The organism is Streptococcus sp. Marseille-Q3604 (assembly GCF_916619785.1).
GTDB lineage: Bacteria > Bacillota > Bacilli > Lactobacillales > Streptococcaceae > Streptococcus.
Window position 1 is genome coordinate 648,655 of the sequence record NZ_CAKAKM010000002.1, and the last position, 21,623, is coordinate 670,277.

Genomic DNA, 21,623 nt, shown 5'->3' on the forward strand with positions numbered 1-21,623 from the left:
CAAACAAAGCGCTATTAGGCTATTAAAACAAGGTCCTTTCTGCGTTTTGTTTTTTGTACCCAAATAAATAGTTAGTATCTGCGAATCAATCTGTGATTGAGAGGAAACAAATTTTAAAGATTGGATATCACTTAGGTTGATAGATTCTATTTCCTAACTTTTTAAGATATGCTATAATATGAATATGTTTGATAATTATATTGTACCTGTATTTTTTGGTGGTGGAGCTCTTGCTCTACTAGGTTTAGTATTATTTGGTTGGGCCTTGCCTTCATTTTTGAAGGGTAAGTGGTCTTATTTGATTTCTTTGTTAGGTTTAGGTTTGGTTGTTTTTGCCTATTTTGATGCGGCGATTGTTATCACTTATAAAATCTGGCTTGGATTGCTAGGTGTCATCATGATTGGTTGGGGACTTCCTTTTAACAATCGCAAGGGACGCCGTGCGATGACTATTTTCTGGGCTGTCATGGCAATCGTTGTAGGTATTGCTGCTATTGCATTCACTATTGCTTATGGTGTCATTAACCGCCACTAACATGAAACTGTAAAACATGCTATAATAATGGCATGTTTTATTTTATGACCCTATCATTTATTATCATGCCTGCCTTGGGCTGCTTCTTAATAGGCTTGGCTTTTGCTAAATCAGATCGTTGGGAGTTTTCTTGGATATTATCCTTAATAGGTTTGGTGGCCTTTATTTCTTCTTTTTGGCATATAGCACGTGTAGATTTATGGTTTATGCTAAGTTATAGTGTTGGTCCTTTTTTGATGGGATTTGGTTTCTCCTGGGACCTAAGTAAGAAACGCCGTGGGCAGTTATTATTATTAGGGGTATTTTTCCTTATCTTTTTTGTGATTCTGTACTATCTTATTGTGCGAATCCTGAATACAGCTGTTGTCTAAAGGAGGGCTGTTGTGATGTTGCTAGATTTAGAAGAGAAGACACGTGTGCTTGTAGAAGATATTGTTGAACGTTCCGCTATTGGGCGAGGAGCTATCCTTGTCTTGGGATTGTCTTCCAGTGAGGTCGCTGGTGGGATAATCGGAAAAGCCTCTAGCCGTGAAATTGGCCAACGAATTGTGAAAACGATTCTTGAAGTTTTGGAACCTAAAGGAATTTACTTGGCTGTTCAAGGATGCGAACATCTGAATCGTGCTTTGGTTGTTGAGCGTGAGCTCGCCATGGCTAAAGATTTGGAAATTGTTAATGTTCTTCCGACCTTGCATGCTGGGGGAAGTGGTCAGCTGGCTGCTTTCGACTATATGAAGGATCCTGTTGAGGTGGAGGAAATTGTCGCTCAGGCTGGTATCGATATTGGGGATACCTCTATTGGTATGCATGTGAAGAGGGTCCAAGTTCCTCTTCGCCCGATTGCTCCAGAATTAGGTGGTGCCCATGTGACTGCTTTGGCGAGTCGACCTAAGTTGATTGGTGGTGCTCGTGCGGAGTATCTAGCAGATCCTATCCGTAAAAACTAAAAAGTATCGGACAAGTGTTCGATACTTTTTCTGTTAGCAGAGCCCTTTCTTTCAATGACGACGCTTGGCATAATCGACAAATTTGAATTTTTCAAGTTTGTGGCGACTTTCCGTAAATTGGAACTGTTTTCCATTAGTTAAATAAACTTTAGAACGGATACAAACAACGTGCTGGTCTTTACCTAGGTCGATAAGAATCTTATCTTGATCGGTAGCATTATCAATAGTGATTTCTTTGGAGCATGAATGGTTCCAAAAAGCTTTGGCTGGAGACCAGTATTATCAAGATTTCTTCTTTATTCAGGACCAACCAACCGATTGGTTGTCTAAATTTGGTGGTTCTGCCTGGGCTCCTTTTGGAGATACAGGGAAATACTATCTTCACCTCTTTGATGAAACACAGGCGGACCTTAATTGGCGCAATCCCAATGTCCGTAAGGAGTTGTTCAAGGTGGTCAACTTCTGGCGTGACAAGGGAGTCAAAGGTTTCCGTTTCGATGTGATCAATTTGATTGGGAAAGATGAAGTCTTAGTGGATTGCCCTGAAAATGAAGGGAAACCAGCTTATACGGATAAACCAATTGTCCATGACTATCTTCGTATGATGAATGAAGCGACCTTTGGTTCTGATGATAGCTTTATGACAGTTGGAGAGATGTCATCGACAACAATTGACAACTGTGTTCTTTATTCAGCACCGGAGCGTCACGAGTTGTCTATGGCCTTTAACTTTCATCATCTTAAAGTAGATTATGAAGATGGTCAAAAATGGACTATTACTCCCTTTGATTTTGAAGAGCTCAAACGTCTCTATCATACCTGGGGTAAGGAAATGAGTGAACGAGGTGGTTGGAGTGCCCTTTTCTGGAATAACCATGATCAACCTCGTGCCTTGAATCGCTTTGTGGATATCAAGAACTTCCGTAATGAAGGAGCGACCATGCTAGCAGCTAGCATCCATTTGTCACGTGGAACTCCGTATATCTACATGGGCGAAGAAATCGGCATGATTGATCCAGACTATGATTCCATGGCAGATTACGTGGATGTGGAATCCATCAATGCCTACCAGATGCTTTTGGATCAAGGTAAGTCTCCTGAGCAAGCTTTCAAGATCATTCAAGCTAAATCACGTGATAATTCGCGTACGCCAATGCAATGGGATGCTTCTGAGAATGCAGGTTTTTCAACAGGCACTCCATGGTTGAAAGTCGGTAAATCTTATAAAGACATCAACGTTGAAAATGAAATCGATGGCCCAATCTTCACCTTCTATAAAGAATTGATTCGCTTGCGCAAAGAAATGCCTATCATTTCAGAAGGAAGCTATCAGCCAGCATTTGAGGATAGTCAACAAGTCTACGCCTTTGAACGCCACTTAGCCGGTCAAAAACTCTTGGTGCTCAATAATTTCTATGGAAGTGAAGCTGAAGTGGAGATTCCAGAAGAATACCAAGCAGGGCGCGTGCTCTTGTCAAACTATGATGATGCAGAGCTTGCTGAAAAGGTAAGTCTTAAGCCTTATCAAACCCTAGCAATCTTAGTAAAATAAGCTAAACTTTCCTCAGTAAATGCTTTTGCTGGGGAATTTTGTTATAATGAAAGCACTTTTAATGTTGATGGAGGAAGTGTAATGACACGCTTACAAGATGATTTTTACCATGCGATTAATGGTGAGTGGGAAAAAACAGCAGTGATTCCCGATGATAAACCACGCACAGGAGGTTTCTCAGATTTAGCAGATGAAATTGAAGACCTCATGCTTGAAACAACTGATCAATGGTTGGCAGGAGAGAATGTTCCTGACAATACCATTCTACAAAACTTTATAAAGTTTCACCGTATGGCTGCGGACTTTGACAAACGTGAGGCATTGGGTATCGAGCCTGTTAAACCTTGGATTGAAGAATACAAGAAGCTTTCCTCATTCTCAGAATTTGCTTCGAAAATTGCTGACTATGAGATGTCTGGTAAGCCTAATGAGTTTCCATTCGGTGTATCTCCAGACTTTATGAATGCTCAATTAAATGTCCTCTGGGCAGCAGCGCCAAGTATTATTTTACCTGATACAACCTATTACACTGAGGATAATGAGAAGGGCAAGGAGCTTTTAGGAATTTGGCGTGAAATGGAAGAAGAACTCCTTGAGAAATATGGCTTTACAGCTGAAGAAATCAAAGATATCTTGGACAAGGTTATCGCCCTTGATGCTAAGTTGGCCAAGTATGTCCTTTCGAGTGAAGAATCTTCCGAGTATGTGGAACTCTACCACCCATATGATTGGGAAGACTTTACCAAGCTAGCACCGGAACTCCCACTTGATAACATCTTCACAGAAATCTTGGGACAAGTTCCTGATAAAGTTATCGTTCCTGAAGAGCGCTTCTGGACAGAATTTGCGGCGGAATATTATTCAGAAGATAATTGGGAGCTACTTAAGGCGAGCCTACTTATCGATGCTACGACAATTTGGAATGCCTATTTGACAGACGAACTTCGTGTTCTATTTGGAAAATATGGTCGTGCGCTTTCAGGAACACCACAAGCCTGGGACAAGAAAAAAGGAGCCTACTATTTGGCACAAGGACCTTACAATCAGGCTCTTGGACTTTGGTATGCAGGTGAAAAATTCTCTCCAGAAGCAAAAGCAGATGTTGAAGCGAAGGTGGCAACTATGATTGATGTTTATAAATCACGCCTTCAAACTGCGGATTGGTTGGCACCAGAAACACGTGAAAAGGCTATTACGAAACTTAATGTTATTACGCCTCACATTGGTTATCCAGAAAAACTACCTGAGACATATGATAGGAAGATTATTGATGAAAACTTATCACTTGTTGAGAATGCACAGAAGTTAGTCGAAATTTCAGTTGCACATAGTTGGAGCAAGTGGAATCAACCTGTTGATCGTAGTGAGTGGCATATGCCTGCCCACATGGTTAATGCTTACTATGATCCACAGCAGAACCAAATTGTTTTCCCAGCAGCTATCCTTCAAGCACCTTTCTATGACCTTCACCAATCGTCATCAGCCAACTACGGTGGTATTGGTGCTGTCATTGCTCATGAGATTTCCCATGCCTTTGATACAAACGGTGCTTCCTTTGATGAGAACGGTAGTCTTAAGAATTGGTGGACTGAAGAGGATTATGCAGCCTTTAAGGAACGTACTGACAAGATTGTGGATCAGTTTGAGGGCTTGGACTCTTATGGTGCCAAGGTCAATGGTAAATTAACTGTTTCTGAGAATGTTGCTGACCTCGGTGGTGTAGCCTGTGCTTTAGAAGCAGCTAAACGAGATAAGGATTTTTCAGTTCATGAATTCTTTGTTAACTTTGCGACGATTTGGCGTATGAAGGCGCGTGAAGAATACATGCAAATGTTAGCTAGCGTGGATGTGCATGCTCCAGCCAAATGGCGCACCAATGTTATCGTGAGCAACTTCGACGAATTCCACAAGGAATTTGACGTTAAAGAGGGCGACGGCATGTGGCGTGCCCCAGAAGATCGCGTGATTATTTGGTAATAATGATGAAATCTGTCCAAAAATGGACGGATTTCTTTATTTTTGTCATTGTAAGGGTTTACATAGTGACTAGAAAACGCTATAATATACTTGTGTTAAAGCTTGTGAAGTTTTTAACAAGTATTCAAAGGAGTTTCATATGACTAAACAAACTAAAGATGTTCAAACAGTAATAGATGAATTGGCAACAAAAGGGGTTGAAGCCCTTGATGCTATGGCTAACTTTACGCAGGAGCAAGTGGACCATATTGTTCACCAAGCTGCGATTGCTGCTCTAGATAAACACATGTATTTGGCTAAATTGGCCGTTGATGAAACAGGGCGCGGTATTTACGAAGATAAAGCCATCAAGAACATGTATGCTTCTGAATACATTTGGAATAGTATTAAATATGACAAAACTGTAGGCGTTATTGCTGAAGATAAAGAACAAGGTTTGGTTTCTATCGCTGAGCCGGTTGGTGTTATCTGTGGGGTTACACCAACAACTAACCCAACTTCAACAACCATTTTCAAAGCCCTCATTGCTCTTAAGACACGTAACTCTATCATCTTTGCCTTCCACCCATCAGCTCAGAAATCATCTGCTGAGGCTGCTCGTATTGTTCGTGATGCAGCTATTGAAGCAGGTGCACCTAAGGACTGCATTCAGTGGATTGAAGAGCCATCTATCGAAGCAACTGGTCTTTTGATGAACCATCCTAAGATTGCCACAGTACTTGCGACTGGTGGACCTGGAATGGTTAAGGCTGCTTATTCAACTGGTAAACCAGCGCTTGGTGTAGGAGCCGGAAACGTCCCATCTTATATCGCTGCTGATGCTAAGGTTAAACGTGCGGTCAACGATATCATCGTTTCAAAAACTTTTGATAATGGTATGATTTGTGCGTCTGAACAAGCAGCTATCGTTGATGCAGCTATTTATGATGAAGTTAAGGCTGAATTTGAAGCACATCAATGTGTCATCATTTCTAAAAAAGCTGATATTGCTAAATTGGAAAAAGTCGTTCTTAATGAAGCGCGTACAGCTGTAAATGGTGCCATTGTAGGTCACTCAGCTATTGAAATTGCTGAAAAAGCTGGCCTTAAAGTTCCTGCAGGTACAAAAATGCTTTTGGCAGAAATTCCAGATGCAACAATGGAACACCCACTTGCCTTGGAAAAATTGTCTCCAGTACTTGCTCTTATCAAATCCGATGGTGTTGAAGATGGATTCAAAAAAGCAGAAGGCATGCTCAATTTGGGTGGTCTTGGACACACTGCTGTTATCCACACTGAAAATGAAGAGCTCCAACTCCAATATGGTATCCGCATGAAAGCCTGCCGTGTCTTGGTTAATAGTCCATCAGCTGAAGGTGGTATCGGTAATATCTACAATAACATGATCCCATCATTGACTCTTGGTTGTGGTTCACACGGTCATAACTCAGTGTCACACAATGTTAGCTCATTTGATCTCTTGAATGTTAAAACATTGTCAAAGCGTCGCAATAACATGCAATGGTTTCGCGTCCCACCAAAAATCTTCTTCGAAAAAGATTCAATAACTTACTTGCGTCACATTGAAGCTGAGCGCGTGATGTTGGTTTGCGACCCTGGTATGGTTCAGTTTGGTTATGCAGACTTGGTTAAACGCCAATTGGAACTTAACCGCCACAGACCGGCAGTAGATGTTTTCTCAGATGTTGAGCCAAACCCATCTACTAATACCGTTTATAAAGGTTTGGAACGCTTTGTAGATTTCCAGCCAGATGTAATCATCGCTCTTGGTGGTGGTTCTGCAATGGACGCTGCTAAGGCTATGTGGATGTTCTTTGAACACCCAGATGTAAGCTTCTTCGGTGCTAAACAAAAATTCTTGGATATCCGTAAACGTACTTACAAGATTCCTTACGCTCAGAAGACACAATTCATCTGTATCCCAACAACTTCAGGGACAGGTTCAGAAGTAACGTCATTTGCGGTTATCACTGATAGTGAAACTCATATCAAGTACCCATTGGCAGATTATGCTTTGACTCCGGACATTGCTATCGTTGACCCTGCTTTGGTTATGAGTGTACCTGCCAGCGTTACAGCAGATACAGGTATGGACGTTTTGACTCATGCCATTGAATCTTATGTATCAGTCATGGCTAGCGACTATACACGTGGGCTTTCACTCCAAGCAATTAAACTTGTTTTTGAAAATCTTGAACATTCTTACCGCTTTGGTGATGAAGAATCACGTGAAAAAATGCATAATGCGTCAACAATGGCTGGTATGGCCTTCGCCAATGCCTTCCTTGGTATTAACCACTCACTAGCTCATAAGGTTGGTCCTATGTTTGACATTCCACACGGACGTACTAATGCGATTTTGATGCCTCACGTTATCCGTTACAACGGTCGTGATCCTCAAAAACACGCTATGTTCCCTAAATATGACTACTTCCGTGCAGACAAAGATTACGCAGATATCGCTCGTTTCATGGGATGGGGTACTGACAAGCAATCAGATGCTGAATTGGTTGAAGTTTTGGCACAAAAAGTATACGAATTGGGTATTGCCGTTGGTATTGCCATGAACTGGAAGGGACAAGGTGTTACTAAGAAACTTCTTCAAGATACTGCCTATACTTTGGCCGAACATGCTTATGAAGACCAATGTACAACAGCTAATCCGAAAGAACCACTTATTTCAGAATTGAAAGAAATCATCGAAATTGCCTTTGATTATAAAGGATAAGCGATAGACTAAAGTAGCTCTATAAGGGCTACTTTTTTTGCTAGAAACCTTCTATATTAGAGTGTTTATCCAAATTAAAAATAAAGGACTTTCCCGAATAAGATAGAAAAACGCTTTAAGAATTGTTATAATAACCTTACAGCGAGATAAGGAGATTCCTATGACAAAAGAAGAAGGGCTTAGTTTGGGTGAAACAGCACATCCTCTCAAGTCTCGTGAATTGAAGCCACCAGTGGCTTCTGCAGCAGGAAATAGAGCGACTAATAAGTTTAAAGAGTTTAATGCTGATAGGATGGTGAGTGTTCAATTCAATCCTAGTCAACAAGTAAAAGAATCAAAGGAGCCAGTAACCTCAAAGAATATTGTGGGGATGGTATCAGGTGTGATTGCAGCGATACTCACCATACTTTTAATTGTTTGTCTCGTGATGGGATACCGTTATCGAGCCGCAAGCATTGAGGGCGATTGGACAAGCCCAACCTTTAGTGAGAAAATGTTAGCCACTCTGAAAGATACTGCTAATACTAAGAATAAAGTTAGTAACGCTTTACCACAAGGTCAAGATCTTATCACCGATATCAATACAGTAATAAGTATTACTGACAATAAGGCTCACTTAAAAGTGAGCTTTGTTTACAATCGTAAAGGGCTTTATCAGGCTTACCAGAGTAGAGTTACTGAATTGAAAGGTCAGTACGGCGAGGAGTTCTCGGAGGTTTTTGATAGTTATTCATTGTCAGAAAAAGACTACTATAAACAGTTTGACGAGACGGTGAAGAAAGAACTTCCAAAGAGTTATACCTACGATGCCAAAACCGGTCGTGTCACAACAACTGCTTTTACGGGTGATATTAACCGTTGGGAGCAAACAATCACTGTGGATAAGGCTGGAGATTCAGATGCTTTTAAAAAAGGTGATGTATTAGATTATACGCCTAACAATGGAGGCTTTACTATTAAGGCACACAGTGAATTTGGTGACATTAGCTTTACAAAAAATAAATAAAAAAGGAAATTAAAGGGGAATATAAATGACAAGAGCAGAATGGTTGGACTATTTTGAAACGGTAAACGGACGCAAGCCGAGTGTTCAGGAAATGGCAGATGCTTTGAAAGCTGGGGAGTTTGTTAATGAAGCACCGGCTAAAACTGAAGATACAGCTACTACTGAACCTATTAAGGTTGAGGCAGAAATCGTAGAGACAAGTACTAGTCCTCTACCAACTGAAACGGCACCAGTAGTAACAGCAACTGCACCTTCTACAGTTCCTTTTCCAGAAGGACAAGCAGCTATGGCAAATTTGGCTCCTAAAAAACCAATGGATCCCAAAAAGAAAAAACGCATCCTAGTCTCAGTTTTGTCAGCAGTAGTCCTTGTCTTCTTATGTATCGGTGGCTTTATGACTTACCGTTATGTGACAGGTAATATTGATGGCAAATGGTACAGTAGTTCTCTAGGTAGAGAGTATAGCTCAAGCATGTCTGAAAGTTTGACAGACTTGGATAGTAAGGAGCTTGAAAAGTACTTTAAAGATACTGCTGTAACCATGAAAGTAAAGGGTAGCAATGCCAAGGTGACTGCTAGCTATACTTTTGATAAGAAAACCTATATCAAGGACTATCGTGAGAGGGTTCAGAAGTCCTTCTCAGCCTTTGGAGATTTATTTAAAGCCTTCTATGGAGATTCCTTTGAAAACTATTATAGTGAGGAAACCATAGAAAAAGAACTTGATGAAGCTCTTGAAAAAGCTGCGAAAGATAATGGTCAAAAGTATGATTCGAAGACAGGCGAAACAACAACAACCCTTTTCAAAGGGAAGGTTAGTCGCTTGGGGCATAAGATGACTGTTACTTCTGTCAACAAAGATGTTGATATCGATGGTCTCAATGTGAAAAAAGGTCAAGAGCTAAAAGTGACTAAAAAAGACAAGAAAGTAACGCTTAGTGGTGATGGTAAATCAAAAGATATTACTTTCTCAACTAAGAATGACACCAAAGATAAATTTTAAAATGACATCCGGAATCGCTATTCCGGATTTTTTCATGTCGTTGAGGGAAGAGAATAAGGTGATATCCGAATGATTTTCTCACAAGTCACAATACGTGTAGAAATATTCTGACAATTATGCTACAATAGAGCCACACACTATCTAAAAAGAGGATTTACCATGACACTTGTATACCAATCAACACGTGACGAAAATAATAAAGTAACTGCTAGTCAAGCTATTCTTCAAGGTTTGGCAACAGATGGTGGCTTGTTCACACCATTGTCAACACCTGAGGTTGCTTTGGACTTTGATCAATTGAAAGATGCTTCTTACCAAGAAGTTGCTAAATTGGTCTTGTCAGCTTTCTTGGATGATTTTACGGAAGAGGAATTAGATTACTGTATCACAAATGCTTATGACGACAAATTTGATACAGCTGCTATTGCACCAGTAGTTAAACTTAAGAACCACTACAACCTTGAACTTTTCCATGGTTCTACTATCGCTTTCAAAGATATGGCCCTTTCAATCTTGCCTTACTTGCTAACAACATCAGCTAAAAAGCAAGGTGTTGATAATAAGATTGTTATCTTGACAGCGACATCAGGTGATACTGGTAAGGCTGCTATGGCTGGTTTTGCAGATGTTCCTGGAACTGAAATTATTGTCTTTTATCCAAAAGACGGTGTTTCAAAAATCCAAGAATTGCAAATGACCACTCAAACAGGAGCTAACACTCACGTTATTGCCATTGATGGTAACTTTGATGATGCCCAAACCGATGTGAAACGTATGTTTAATGATGTTGACTTGCGTGAGAAATTGTTGGCTCATCATACGCAATTCTCATCAGCTAACTCAATGAACGTTGGTCGTTTGGTACCACAAGTGGTTTACTATGTATATGCCTATGCGCAGTTGGTTAAGGCAGGTCATATCCAAAACGGAGATAAGGTCAACTTCACAGTACCAACAGGAAACTTTGGTAATATCTTGGCGGCTTATTATGCACGTCAGATTGGTGTTCCGGTTGGCAAATTAATCTGTGCTTCTAATGAAAATAACGTCCTCACAGACTTCTTCGCAACGGGTACTTATGACAAGAAACGTGACTTCAAGGTAACGACAAGTCCTTCTATGGATATCTTGGTATCTTCTAACTTGGAACGCTTGATTTTCCACCTTCTTGGTAATGATGCTGCTAAGACTAAAGAGCTCATGGATGCACTTGTGACTAAGGGCGAGTATACTTTGGCTGGTGCAGATAAAGATATTCTTGATTTGTTTGCAGCAGGTTTTGCAACTGAGGATGAAACAGCTGCTGAAATCAAACGTGTCTATGATGAAAACAAGTATATCGAAGATCCTCATACAGCGGTTGCCTCAGCAGTTTACGAAGCATATGTTCAAAAGACAGATGACCACACCCCTACAGTTATCGCTTCAACAGCTAGCCCATATAAATTCCCACGTGTGGCTATTTCAGCTGTCACTGGTAAAGACAGTGGGGATGATTTCAAAGCAGTAGAAGATTTGCACCAACTTTCAGGTGTAGCTATCCCAGCTGCTGTAGATGGACTTGAACATGCGGAGGTTCGCCATAAAACAGTTGTTGCGGCAGCTGATATGCAAAAAGCAGTTGAAAGCTATCTTGGTGTATAAGAATAAAAAAATAGGAGCTGAGAAATCAGCCCTATTTTTATCAATATAGAAGAGAATATTATGACAGAAACAAAGAAAATTCTAAACATAGCCTTGCCTGCTATGGCCGAAAACCTTCTACAAATGTTGATGGGGGTTGTCGATTCTTACCTAGTGGCTCAGGTTGGTATTGTCGCCATATCAGGGGTTTCCGTAGCCAATAATATAATCACGATTTACCAAGCTATCTTCATTGCTCTAGGAGCCTCAAGTGCCAGTGTCATTGCTAGAAGTCTAGGGAAGGGAGATGTTAAAGCGACTAACCGAGACACCTGGGATGCTATTATTATTACCCTTGCTCTTAGTCTCATTCTTGGTTTACTTTCCATTTTTGGTGGTGGGGCCATTCTTAATCTTTTAGGTACTGAGCAATCTGTGACTCAGGCTGGTAGTCTCTACCTTGCTCTTGTCGGTGGAGGAGTGGTCTTCCTAGCCTTAATGACTACTTTTGGTAACATACTACGGGCTAAGGGACGGCCTCGTATTTCCATGGTCGTCAGTCTTTTGACTAATGTCCTTAATGCTATTTTATCTTCTTTAGCTATCTTTGTGGGACATTGGGGGATTATTGGGGTCGCAACGGCTACGGTTTTTTCTCGTCTGGTTGGGACAGTGATACTGTGGCAAGCGATGAAATTGGATGTGAAGCAGCTTGAAGTTACCAAACCTTTCAACAGGGAGTTGTTGGGGATTGCTCTGCCAGCAGCAGGTGAACGACTGATGATGCGTGCTGGAGATGTGGTCATTGTGGCTATTATTGTTACCTTTGGTACAGCCGTTGTCGGTGGTAACGCCATCGGTGAAAACCTTACTCAGTTTAACTATATGCCTGGTATGGGAGTCGCAACGGCTACGGTTATCTTGGTTGCCAATAGTTTGGGTCGAGGGGATAAGGCTCAGATGAAGCGTATTGTACGAGAGTCTTATTGGATTTCAACCTTTTTGATGGTTCTGGTTTCAGGGAGCATCTTGCTTTTTGGACAAGGCTTATCAGGTCTCTTTACAGATAATAAAGCAGCTATTGCGGCTAGCCAGGTAGTTATTCTTTATTCTTTCCTTGGGAATCCTGTGACCTCGGGGACTCTAGTCTACACAGCAGTTTGGCAAGGTCTTGGTAAGGCTAAGATGCCTTTCTATGCAACAACTATTGGGATGTGGATTATCCGAATTTTCTCAGGATATTTCCTTGGGGTGAGTCTGGGAATGGGTCTTGCTGGTGTCTGGATTGCAACCGTTGTTGATAATGTATGGCGTGCAATCTTCCTTTACGTGATGTACCGTCGTTATCTCGTAAAGAGAAAGTTTTAATGATAAATACTGAGGAGATACTCTTATTCAAAGGGTATCTTCTTCTTATTTTTTACAAGTAGGCTCGAATATGGTAAAATAAGCTGATAAAAACTTTTTGAGGTAGTAATTATGACTGTAAAAATCAATACAAAAGATGGTCAAATCGAATTGTCAGATGATGTCATCGCAACAGTAGTTGGCGGTTCAGCAACAGAAATTTTTGGCGTTGTCGGTATGGCAAGTAAGAGTGCTATCCGAGATAATTTTCAAGCACTTCTTGGAAAGGAAAACTACGCAAAAGGAGTTGTCGTGAAATCTACTGATGCAGGTATCACTGTGGATGTTTACACTGTTATGAGTTACGGTGTTAAGATTAGTGAGGTTTCAAAAAATATTCAAGAACGTGTGAAATTTAATCTTGAGAATCAACTCGGTATCAAGGCTGAAACAGTAAATGTTTACGTTCAAAATATTAAAGTCGTAGGAGAAAACTAGTGTCTAAAATTACAACAAGCTTGCTTCAGGAGATGGTCCAAGCGGCAGCAACACGTTTAGGTAAGCAAGCAGAATATGTGAATTCACTCAATGTCTTCCCAGTACCAGATGGAGATACTGGAACAAACATGGGAATGACTATGGATAACGGAGCCAAAGCTGTCGCAGATCAATCAGCTTCAACAGTTGGTGAAGTTGGTCAGATTTTATCTAAAGGTCTTTTGATGGGTGCCCGTGGTAACTCGGGTGTTATCACGTCACAATTGTTCCGTGGATTTGGTCAAAGTATCAAGGATAAAACGGAACTTGACGGCCAAGATTTAGCTCATGCCTTCCAAGCAGGTGTTGAAGTTGCTTATAAAGCAGTTATGAAACCTGTCGAAGGAACAATCCTTACAGTATCACGTGGTGCAGCTTCAGCAGCGATTAAGAAAGCTGAATCTACAAATGATGCTGTTGAGGTTATGCGTGCAGCTCTCGATGGAGCTAAAGCTGCTTTGGCTAAGACACCAGAGATGCTTCCAGTTTTGAAAGAAGTTGGTGTGGTAGACTCAGGTGGTCAAGGTTTGGTCTTCATTTATGAAGGTTTCTTGTCAGCCCTCACAGGTGAGTATATCGCTTCAGAGGACTTCCAAGCGACACCTGCTACGATGACAGAGATGATTAATGCAGAACACCATAAGTCAGTTGCTGGTCATGTTGCAACAGAAGACATTACCTTCGGTTACTGTACGGAAATCATGATTGGTCTCAAACAAGGTCCGACTTATGTGAAAGACTTTGACTATGAAGAGTTCCAAAATTACTTGAGTAACCTTGGGGATTCTCTTCTTGTGGTTAACGACGATGAAATTGTAAAAGTTCACGTCCATACAGAGGATCCAGGTCTTGTCATGCAAGAAGGTCTTAAATATGGGGCTCTTGTTAAAGTTAAGGTTGACAACATGCGTAACCAACACGATGCACAAGTTCAAAAAGAAGAAGCTATCCAAGCTGCACCTTCTGCTCCTAAAGACTTTGCCCTTATTGCAGTTGTTGCTGGAGATGGACTTGCAGATATCTTCAAATCACAAGGTGTTGACTATGTGATTTCAGGTGGTCAAACAATGAACCCATCAACAGAAGATATTGTTAAGGCTATTGAACAGGTCAATGCTAAGAATGTAATCATCTTGCCAAACAATAAAAACATCTTTATGGCAGCGCAATCAGCTGCTGAAGTAGTAGATGTCAATGCGGCTGTTGTTGAAACACGTACAGTTCCACAAGGATTTACAAGTTTGCTTGCTTTTGATCCTAGCCAAAGTATCGAAGCCAATGTTGAAGCTATGACAGCTAGTCTTTCAGATGTAACAAGTGGTAGCGTGACATTGGCGGTACGTGATACAACTATTGATGGTCTTGAGATTCATGAAAATGATATCCTTGGTATGGTGGATGGTAAGATCCTTGTGTCTACACCAGATATGGACCAAGCCCTTCTTGACACCTTTGACAAGATGATTGACGAAGACAGTGAAATTGTTATGATTTACGTCGGCGAAGAAGGTAATCAAGAACAAGCTCAAGCACTTGCGGAAAAATTGGAAGAGGCTCACGAAGATATCGAAGTTGAAATCTTCCAAGGAGACCAACCAGTTTATCCATACCTCTTCAGTGTTGAATAATTTTGAATAATCATTTAGGAAGTCTTAGGGCTTCCTTTTTGTTTTGTCAGTTTTGATATAGCAGGGATATCTTTTCGGAATTACAAAAATATTCTGAAAATTCCTTGACATTACTTTCCAAAGTGGTAACATATGTTGTAAGAAATTTTATAGATTGAAGGTAACATCATGAGAAGTGATATGATCAAAGTTGGTGTTGATAAGGCACCAGCACGCGGACTTTTGTATGCGACTGGGCAAGTTAAATCTGCCAAGGATATGCGAAAGCCCTTCATTGCTATTTGTAACTCTTATATTGATATTGTTCCAGGGCATGTTCACTTGCGTGAATTAGCAGATATTGCCAAGGAAGCCATCCGTGAGGCTGGCGGTATTCCTTTTGAGTTTAATACCATTGGTGTGGACGATGGGATTGCCATGGGGCATATTGGGATGCGTTACAGTCTTCCATCTCGTGAATTGATTGCCGATTCTGCAGAAACAGTTATTAATGCCCACTGGTTTGACGGGGTTTTCTATATTCCTAACTGTGATAAGATTACACCAGGGATGATTTTGGCGGCCATGCGTACTAATGTGCCAGCAGTATTTTGTTCTGGTGGCCCTATGAAGGGTGGCGTTGACATGACTGGTCACCAAGCGACGCTATCAAGTTTGTTTGAAGCTGTAGGTACCTATCAGGCTGGAGATATGAGCAAGGAAGAGCTCGATTATTTGGAGAAAAATGCTTGTCCAACTTGTGGTTCATGCTCAGGAATGTTTACCGCTAACTCAATGAACTGTTTGATGGAAGTTTTGGGCCTTGCCCTTCCAGGTAATGGTACTATCCTAGCCGTTTCAGATGAACGTCGTGAATTGGTTCGTCAAGCAGCCACAAAATTGATGGATAACATCAAAAACAATGTTCGCCCACGTGATATTGTGACCAAAGAAGCTATCGATGATGCTTTTGCTCTAGATATGGCCATGGGTGGTTCAACCAATACTGTTCTCCATACCCTTGCTATTGCGCGTGAGGCTGGTATTGACTATGACCTTAAGGACATTAACGAAATTGCCAAGAAGACACCTTATCTCTCTAAAATTGCTCCTTCAAGTGTTTACACCATGCATGATGTGCATGAAGCTGGTGGTGTTCCAGCCATTATCAATCAGTTGATCAAAAAAGGAGCCATCAAGGGTGATCGTATCACAGTTACTGGTAAAACCTTGAAAGAAAATGTAGCTGGTGCTGAAATCAAAAATGAAGAAATTATCCATCCAATCGAACATCCGATTTCACCTGTAGGTGGTTTGTCGATCCTTTACGGAAATATCGCTCAAGATGGAGCTGTTATCAAGGTCGGTGGTGTAGATCCATCTGTTAAAACTTTCCGTGGTAAAGCTATTTGTTGTGATTCACAAAATCAGGCCCTTGAGTTGATTGACAATGGAACAGTTAAGAAGGGCCATGTCGTTGTCATTCGTTATGAAGGTCCTCAGGGTGGACCTGGTATGCCAGAAATGTTGGCACCAACTTCTAAGATTGTCGGACGCGGTCTTGGTAAGGATGTGGCTCTGATTACGGATGGCCGTTTCTCAGGAGCTACTCGTGGTATTGCGATTGGTCACGTTTCTCCAGAAGCAGCAGAAGGTGGTAATATCGCCCTAATCGAAGATGGGGATGAAATCGTGATTGACCTACCCAATCGTACCCTTGATCTGCTTGTCGATGATGCAACCCTTGAAGAACGCCGCAAACATTTGAAAACTTTCAAATCAAAAATTGCAAGTGGTTGGTTGCGTCGCTATACAGCCTTTGCTAAATCAGCCAATGTTGGCGGAACTTTGATGAGTGACGAAGAATTCGAAGAACGTAAAGCAGAACGTCAAGCACAAGAAAAAAACTAAGAACATTCTTTCCGAAGAGTTTGTGATATTTTTCTCCGAAACCCTTGCAAATTTGGTTAAAAATGTTATCATAGTATACAAGGTTTTGAATTTTTAGACAATTCGAAAAAAACAACTACTAAAGGAGGTCCATGTGAAGAAAATTGAACTTGAAGAAGCACGCTCTGGTGCTGATTTAATTCTAGATACACTTCTTGAACTTGGGATTTCAACTATCTTTGGATATCCTGGCGGAGCGGTTCTTCCTTTGTATGATGCTATTTACAAAAATGACAAGATTAATCATATCTTATCTCGTCATGAGCAAGGAAGTCTGCACGAAGCTGAAGGTTATGCCAAATCAACTGGTAAACTCGGTGTTGCTCTTGTAACGAGTGGTCCTGGTGCTACTAATGCTATTACAGGGATTGCAGATGCTATGAGTGATAGCGTACCTCTCCTAGTCTTTACTGGTCAGGTCGCAACACCAGGTATTGGTAAGGATGCCTTCCAAGAGGCTGACATTGTCGGAATTACCATGCCGATTACAAAATACAATTATCAGATTCGCGATACAGCTGATATTCCTCGTATTATTAGGGAAGCGGTTCATATTGCAACAACTGGCCGACCTGGTCCAGTTGTTATCGACCTCCCTAAAGATGTCGTAGCTAAGGAAACAGCCTTCATCAACAATCCTGAAATTAATCTTCCAAGTTACCAACCGACGCTAAGACCAAACGAAATGCAAATCAAGAAAATCTTGAAGCAGTTGGGTAAAGCTAAGAAGCCGGTTATTGTAGCTGGAGGTGGGGTGTCTTATTCTGAATCTGCTAAGGAGCTAGTTGCTTTTGCAGAACGCTACCAAATCCCAGTTGTTACAAGTCTTTTAGGTCAAGGGACAATTGCTACTAGTCATCCCCTCTTCTTGGGTATGGGTGGTATGCACGGTTCATATGCAGCTAACATTGCTATGACCGATGCTGACTTTATGATTGCCATTGGTTGTCGTTTTGATGACCGTTTGACAGGTAATCCTAAAACATTTGCCAAGAATGCCAAGGTTGTCCATATTGATGTAGATCCAGCTGAGATTGGTAAAATTATTGCAGTGGACCTTCCAGTTGTTGGTGATGCCAAGCAAGCTCTTGAAATGCTCTTAGCAGAACCAGTGGTTAAGAATAACACTGAAAAATGGATTGAAAAAGTTACAAAAGACAAAGAGCGTGTACGTTCTTACGATAAGAAAGAACGTATGGTACAGCCTCAGGCAGTTATCGAGCGTATCGGTGAATTGACTAAGGGTGACGCGGTTGTTGTTACTGACGTTGGTCAACATCAAATGTGGACAGCTCAGTATTATCCATACCAAAATGAGCGTCAATTGGTGACCTCAGGTGGTCTTGGAACAATGGGATTCGGTGTCCCAGCAGCAATTGGTGCTAAAATTGCTAATCCTGATAAAGAAGTTATCCTCTTTGTTGGTGATGGTGGTTTCCAAATGACGAATCAAGAATTGGCTATCTTAAATGTTTACAAGGTGCCAATCAAGGTTGTTATGTTGAATAACCACTCACTTGGTATGGTACGTCAATGGCAAGAGTCCTTCTACGAAGGGCGTACATCAGAGTCTGTCTTTGATACCCTTCCAGATTTCCAATTGATGGCTCAAGCTTACGGCATTAAGTCTTATAAGTTTGATAATCCAGAGACAATTGATCAGGATTTGGAAGTTATCAAGGAAGACGTGCCAATGTTCATCGAGGTGGATATCTCTCGTAAAGAGCATGTCTTGCCAATCGTTCCGGCTGGTAAGAGTAATCACGAAATGTTGGGGGTGAAGTTCAATGCGTAGAATGTTAACAGCTAAACTTCAGAACCGTTCAGGTGTCCTTAACCGCTTCACAGGTGTTCTTTCACGACGTCAAGTTAACATTGAAAGTATCTCTGTAGGGGCTTCTGAGGATCCTAACGTTTCACGTATTACGATTATTATTGATGTGAATTCTCAAAATGAAGTGGAACAAATCATCAAACAGCTTAATCGTCAGATTGATGTGATTCGCATCCGTGATATCACGGATCAGCCACACTTGGAACGTGAAGTTATCCTAGTTAAGGTATCAGCACCAACCTCTAAACGTGCTGAAATCTTGGCGATTATTCAACCTTTCCGTGCTTCGGTGGTTGATGTGGCACCAAGCTCTATCACTATCCAGATGACTGGTGATGCTGAAAAGAGCGAGGCGCTTCTACGAGTTATTCGTCCTTACGGAATCAAAAATATCGCTCGTACGGGTGCTACTGGATTTACCCGTGATTAAAAAATCCAACTTAAATTTGTTAACCCAGCCTTAAAAAGGCAATAAATTATTTTTTTAGAAAAGAGACATATTACTATGGCAGTTCAAATGGAATATGAAAAAGACGTAAAAGTAGCAGCACTTGACGGTAAAAAAATCGCCGTTATCGGTTACGGTTCACAAGGTCATGCGCATGCACAAAACTTGCGTGATACAGGTCACGATGTGATCATCGGTGTTCGTCCAGGTAAATCATTTGATAAAGCTAAGGAAGATGGTTTTGATACTTACACAGTAGCAGAAGCAACTAAATTGGCTGATGTTATCATGATCTTGGCTCCAGACGAAATCCAACAAGAACTTTACGAAGCAGAAATTGCTCCAAACCTTGAAGCTGGTAATGCTGTTGGTTTCGCACACGGATTTAACATCCACTTCGAATTCATCAAAGTTCCTAAAGATGTTGATGTCTTCATGTGTGCTCCTAAAGGACCTGGTCACTTGGTACGTCGTACATTTGAAGAAGGTTTTGGTGTTCCTGCACTTTACGCAGTATACCAAGATGCTACAGGTAACGCTAAAGACATCGCTATGGACTGGTGTAAAGGTGTTGGTGCAGCACGTGTTGGTCTTCTTGAAACAACATACAAAGAAGAAACTGAAGAAGATTTGTTTGGTGAACAAGCAGTTCTTTGTGGTGGTTTGACTGCCCTTATCGAAGCTGGTTTTGAAGTCTTGACTGAAGCTGGATATGCTCCAGAATTGGCTTACTTTGAAGTGCTTCACGAAATGAAATTGATCGTTGACTTGATCTACGAAGGTGGATTCAAGAAAATGCGTCAATCAATTTCAAACACTGCTGAATTCGGTGACTACGTATCAGGTCCACGTGTTATCACTGAACAAGTGAAAGAAAATATGAAAGCAGTTCTTGCTGACATCCAAAATGGTAAATTCGCTAACGACTTCGTTAACGACTACAAGGCTGGACGTCCAAAACTTACTGCTTACCGTGAAGAAGCTGCTAACCTTGAAATCGAAAAAGTTGGTGCTGAATTGCGTAAAGCAATGCCATTCGTTGGTCAAAACGACGACGACGCATTCAAAATCTATAACTAATGTGATAGTCTCGAAAACCGGCCTAGTGCTGGTTTTTTGTGTTCTGAAGAGAGTAGTTGGGAATCAATCCTACTGCTCTTTTTTGGTAGATAAATTGTAAAATATAGTGCAACAAAAAAACTCACTCCATTAAGGAGTGAGAATAGCTATAAATTAGTAAGTCAAGACAAAGTTTTTCTTCTTACCACGACGGATAACAGTAATTTCATTATCAATTTTATCTGTGTCTGAGAGAGTGTAATCCAAGTCTTGTACACGTTCACCGTTGATGTAGATAGCGCCGTTTTGGACATCTTCACGTGCTTGACGTTTAGATGGTGAAATTTTTGCATTGACGAGAAGTTCAACGATGTTCAGATTTTCATCTGCAGAAATTTCATAAGTTGGGACACCGTTAAGGGCAACTTTAAGGTCTCGTGCTGAGAGAGCTTTAAGGTTACCAGCGAAGAGTTGTTCAGTGATGTGAACAGCTTGTTCGTAAGCTTCTTTACCGTGGACCAAAGTAACAACTTCACGAGCCAAAACCTTTTGTGCCAAACGTTGATGACGAGCTTGGTCAAATTCTTTACCGATCTCTTCGATCTCTTCAAGTGACAAGAAAGTGAAAATCTTCAAGAAGCGAACGGCGTCATCATCCATGACGTTGAGCCAGAATTGGTACATTTCGTAAGGGGTTGTTTTAGTAGCATCAAGCCAGACAGCGTTACCTTCTGATTTACCGAATTTTTTACCAGTTGAATCTGTGATAAGTGGTACAGTGATGACGTGTCCAGATTTATCTGCTTTACGACGCAAGAGCTCAGTACCTGCTGTCATGTTACCCCATTGGTCAGAACCACCAATTTGGAGGGTTACGCCGTACTTATCGTTGAGTTCATAGAAATCGTAACCTTGCATGATTTGGTAGGCAAACTCAGTGTAAGAGATACCTGTTTCGATACGTTTCTTAACAGATTCCTTACTCATCATGTAGTTAACTGTGAAGTATTTACCTACGTCACGTAAGAAATCAATGAAGCTGACTGAACCAAACCAGTCATAGTTGTTGACCATAACGGCCTTGTTGTCACCATTTTCAAAATCAAGGAAACGAGAGAGTTGTCCTTGGATTTTTTCAACCCAACCTTCAACAGTTTCTTTGGTTTGCAGGCTACGTTCAGCATCTTTAAATGATGGGTCACCAATCAAACCTGTTGCACCACCAACGAGGGCGTAAGGTTTGTGTCCAGCCAATTGAAGTCGGCGACTTGTAAGGATAGCGACAAGGTGTCCAAGGTGGAGACTGTCTGCTGTTGGGTCATAACCAGTGTAGTATGAGACTGGTCCCTCTTCAAAGGCTTTTACAAGGGCTTCTTCATCAGTGGTTTGAAAAATCAAGCCACGTGCTTTTAGTTCTTCAAAAATTGTCATGATATTCTCCAGTAAAGTATATTCTGAACCATTATACCA

At 41.2% G+C, this 21,623-nt stretch carries 15 protein-coding genes and 3 pseudogenes; 16 read left to right on the forward strand and 2 right to left on the reverse strand.

The genetic code is table 11. The features are described from left to right. Positions 1 to 178: 178 nt before the first annotated feature. The 3 genes from LG375_RS07715 to LG375_RS07725 are packed head-to-tail and all read left to right on the forward strand — an operon-like array spanning position 179 to position 1,482. On the forward strand, positions 179 to 535 hold the full coding sequence (locus LG375_RS07715; RefSeq protein ID WP_073689701.1) for a hypothetical protein: 357 nt from the start codon (positions 179 to 181) through the stop codon (positions 533 to 535). A gap of 32 nt (positions 536 to 567) precedes the next feature. Beyond that, entirely contained in the window at positions 568 to 906 is a 339-nt protein-coding gene (locus LG375_RS07720; protein ID WP_073689700.1) for a hypothetical protein, read from the forward strand. 15 nt (positions 907 to 921) lie between these two features. Further along, positions 922 to 1,482: a TIGR01440 family protein gene (locus LG375_RS07725; RefSeq protein ID WP_225745577.1), complete on the forward strand. Its 561-nt coding sequence runs from the start codon at positions 922 to 924 to the stop codon at positions 1,480 to 1,482. Between the two features lie 51 nt (positions 1,483 to 1,533). Here the strand turns inward: LG375_RS07725 and LG375_RS07730 are convergent. Next, a pseudogene (locus tag LG375_RS07730) lies at positions 1,534 to 1,719 on the reverse strand (UTRA domain-containing protein); the annotation flags it as partial. Between LG375_RS07730 and LG375_RS07735 the strand changes: the two are divergent. The 13 genes and pseudogenes from LG375_RS07735 to ilvC form a co-directional block, all read left to right on the forward strand. Further along, positions 1,715 to 3,034: pseudogene (locus LG375_RS07735) on the forward strand (alpha-amylase family glycosyl hydrolase); the annotation flags it as partial. The pseudogenes LG375_RS07730 and LG375_RS07735 sit on opposite strands and share 5 nt — an antisense overlap. An 81-nt stretch (positions 3,035 to 3,115) precedes the next feature. Further along, on the forward strand, positions 3,116 to 5,011 hold the full coding sequence (locus LG375_RS07740) for a M13 family metallopeptidase (protein WP_225745578.1): 1,896 nt from the start codon (positions 3,116 to 3,118) through the stop codon (positions 5,009 to 5,011). A gap of 115 nt (positions 5,012 to 5,126) precedes the next feature. Next, positions 5,127 to 7,739 (forward strand): annotated as a pseudogene (gene adhE / locus LG375_RS07745) (bifunctional acetaldehyde-CoA/alcohol dehydrogenase); the annotation flags it as partial. A gap of 160 nt (positions 7,740 to 7,899) precedes the next feature. Continuing rightward, entirely contained in the window at positions 7,900 to 8,745 is an 846-nt protein-coding gene (locus LG375_RS07750) for a hypothetical protein (RefSeq protein ID WP_080611670.1), read from the forward strand. 25 nt (positions 8,746 to 8,770) lie between these two features. Then, positions 8,771 to 9,748, forward strand: a complete 978-nt coding sequence (locus LG375_RS07755) for a hypothetical protein (RefSeq protein WP_073949455.1) — start codon at positions 8,771 to 8,773, stop codon at positions 9,746 to 9,748. A 159-nt stretch (positions 9,749 to 9,907) separates the two neighbouring features. After that, entirely contained in the window at positions 9,908 to 11,392 is a 1,485-nt protein-coding gene (gene thrC, locus LG375_RS07760) for a threonine synthase (RefSeq protein WP_064523535.1), read from the forward strand. A gap of 60 nt (positions 11,393 to 11,452) precedes the next feature. After that, a complete protein-coding gene (locus tag LG375_RS07765) occupies positions 11,453 to 12,739 on the forward strand; it encodes an MATE family efflux transporter (RefSeq protein WP_080611673.1) in 1,287 nt (428 codons plus the stop codon). A 111-nt stretch (positions 12,740 to 12,850) separates the two neighbouring features. Continuing rightward, positions 12,851 to 13,216, forward strand: a complete 366-nt coding sequence (locus LG375_RS07770) for an Asp23/Gls24 family envelope stress response protein (RefSeq protein ID WP_002885694.1) — start codon at positions 12,851 to 12,853, stop codon at positions 13,214 to 13,216. Then, on the forward strand, positions 13,216 to 14,883 hold the full coding sequence (locus tag LG375_RS07775; protein WP_014635125.1) for a DAK2 domain-containing protein: 1,668 nt from the start codon (positions 13,216 to 13,218) through the stop codon (positions 14,881 to 14,883). The genes LG375_RS07770 and LG375_RS07775 overlap by 1 nt, the downstream gene beginning before the upstream one ends. A 168-nt stretch (positions 14,884 to 15,051) precedes the next feature. Continuing rightward, a complete protein-coding gene (gene ilvD, locus LG375_RS07780; protein WP_080611675.1) occupies positions 15,052 to 16,773 on the forward strand; it encodes a dihydroxy-acid dehydratase in 1,722 nt (573 codons plus the stop codon). Between the two features lie 133 nt (positions 16,774 to 16,906). After that, positions 16,907 to 18,607, forward strand: a complete 1,701-nt coding sequence (locus LG375_RS07785) for an acetolactate synthase large subunit (RefSeq protein WP_073949465.1) — start codon at positions 16,907 to 16,909, stop codon at positions 18,605 to 18,607. Then, the gene (gene ilvN / locus LG375_RS07790) at positions 18,600 to 19,076 is read left to right on the forward strand and encodes an acetolactate synthase small subunit (protein WP_002887025.1); all 477 of its coding nucleotides are present in this window, start codon (positions 18,600 to 18,602) and stop codon (positions 19,074 to 19,076) included. Before LG375_RS07785 ends, ilvN begins: the two co-directional genes overlap by 8 nt. A 75-nt stretch (positions 19,077 to 19,151) precedes the next feature. Further along, positions 19,152 to 20,174, forward strand: a complete 1,023-nt coding sequence (gene ilvC, locus LG375_RS07795; RefSeq protein WP_002885764.1) for a ketol-acid reductoisomerase — start codon at positions 19,152 to 19,154, stop codon at positions 20,172 to 20,174. A gap of 153 nt (positions 20,175 to 20,327) precedes the next feature. Here the strand turns inward: ilvC and tyrS are convergent, their stop codons facing one another. After that, positions 20,328 to 21,584 (reverse strand): tyrosine--tRNA ligase, encoded by a 1,257-nt coding sequence (gene tyrS, locus LG375_RS07800; RefSeq protein WP_003092098.1) that lies wholly within the window; start codon positions 21,582 to 21,584, stop codon positions 20,328 to 20,330. Positions 21,585 to 21,623 lie beyond the last annotated feature (39 nt).

Bases quoted from the DNA above. Each gene is read 5' to 3' on its own strand.
- LG375_RS07770 (WP_002885694.1), top strand. From the start codon at position 12,851: ATGACTGTAAAAATCAATACAAAAGATGGTCAAATCGAATTGTCAGAT.
- LG375_RS07750 (WP_080611670.1), top strand. From the start codon at position 7,900: ATGACAAAAGAAGAAGGGCTTAGTTTGGGTGAAACAGCACATCCTCTC.
- tyrS (WP_003092098.1), bottom strand. From the start codon at position 21,584: ATGACAATTTTTGAAGAACTAAAAGCACGTGGCTTGATTTTTCAAACC.
- LG375_RS07725 (WP_225745577.1), top strand. From the start codon at position 922: ATGTTGCTAGATTTAGAAGAGAAGACACGTGTGCTTGTAGAAGATATT.
- LG375_RS07740 (WP_225745578.1), top strand. From the start codon at position 3,116: ATGACACGCTTACAAGATGATTTTTACCATGCGATTAATGGTGAGTGG.
- ilvC (WP_002885764.1), top strand. From the start codon at position 19,152: ATGGCAGTTCAAATGGAATATGAAAAAGACGTAAAAGTAGCAGCACTT.
- LG375_RS07720 (WP_073689700.1), top strand. From the start codon at position 568: ATGTTTTATTTTATGACCCTATCATTTATTATCATGCCTGCCTTGGGC.
- LG375_RS07715 (WP_073689701.1), top strand. From the start codon at position 179: ATGAATATGTTTGATAATTATATTGTACCTGTATTTTTTGGTGGTGGA.
- ilvD (WP_080611675.1), top strand. From the start codon at position 15,052: ATGAGAAGTGATATGATCAAAGTTGGTGTTGATAAGGCACCAGCACGC.
- thrC (WP_064523535.1), top strand. From the start codon at position 9,908: ATGACACTTGTATACCAATCAACACGTGACGAAAATAATAAAGTAACT.
- LG375_RS07755 (WP_073949455.1), top strand. From the start codon at position 8,771: ATGACAAGAGCAGAATGGTTGGACTATTTTGAAACGGTAAACGGACGC.
- LG375_RS07765 (WP_080611673.1), top strand. From the start codon at position 11,453: ATGACAGAAACAAAGAAAATTCTAAACATAGCCTTGCCTGCTATGGCC.
- ilvN (WP_002887025.1), top strand. From the start codon at position 18,600: ATGCGTAGAATGTTAACAGCTAAACTTCAGAACCGTTCAGGTGTCCTT.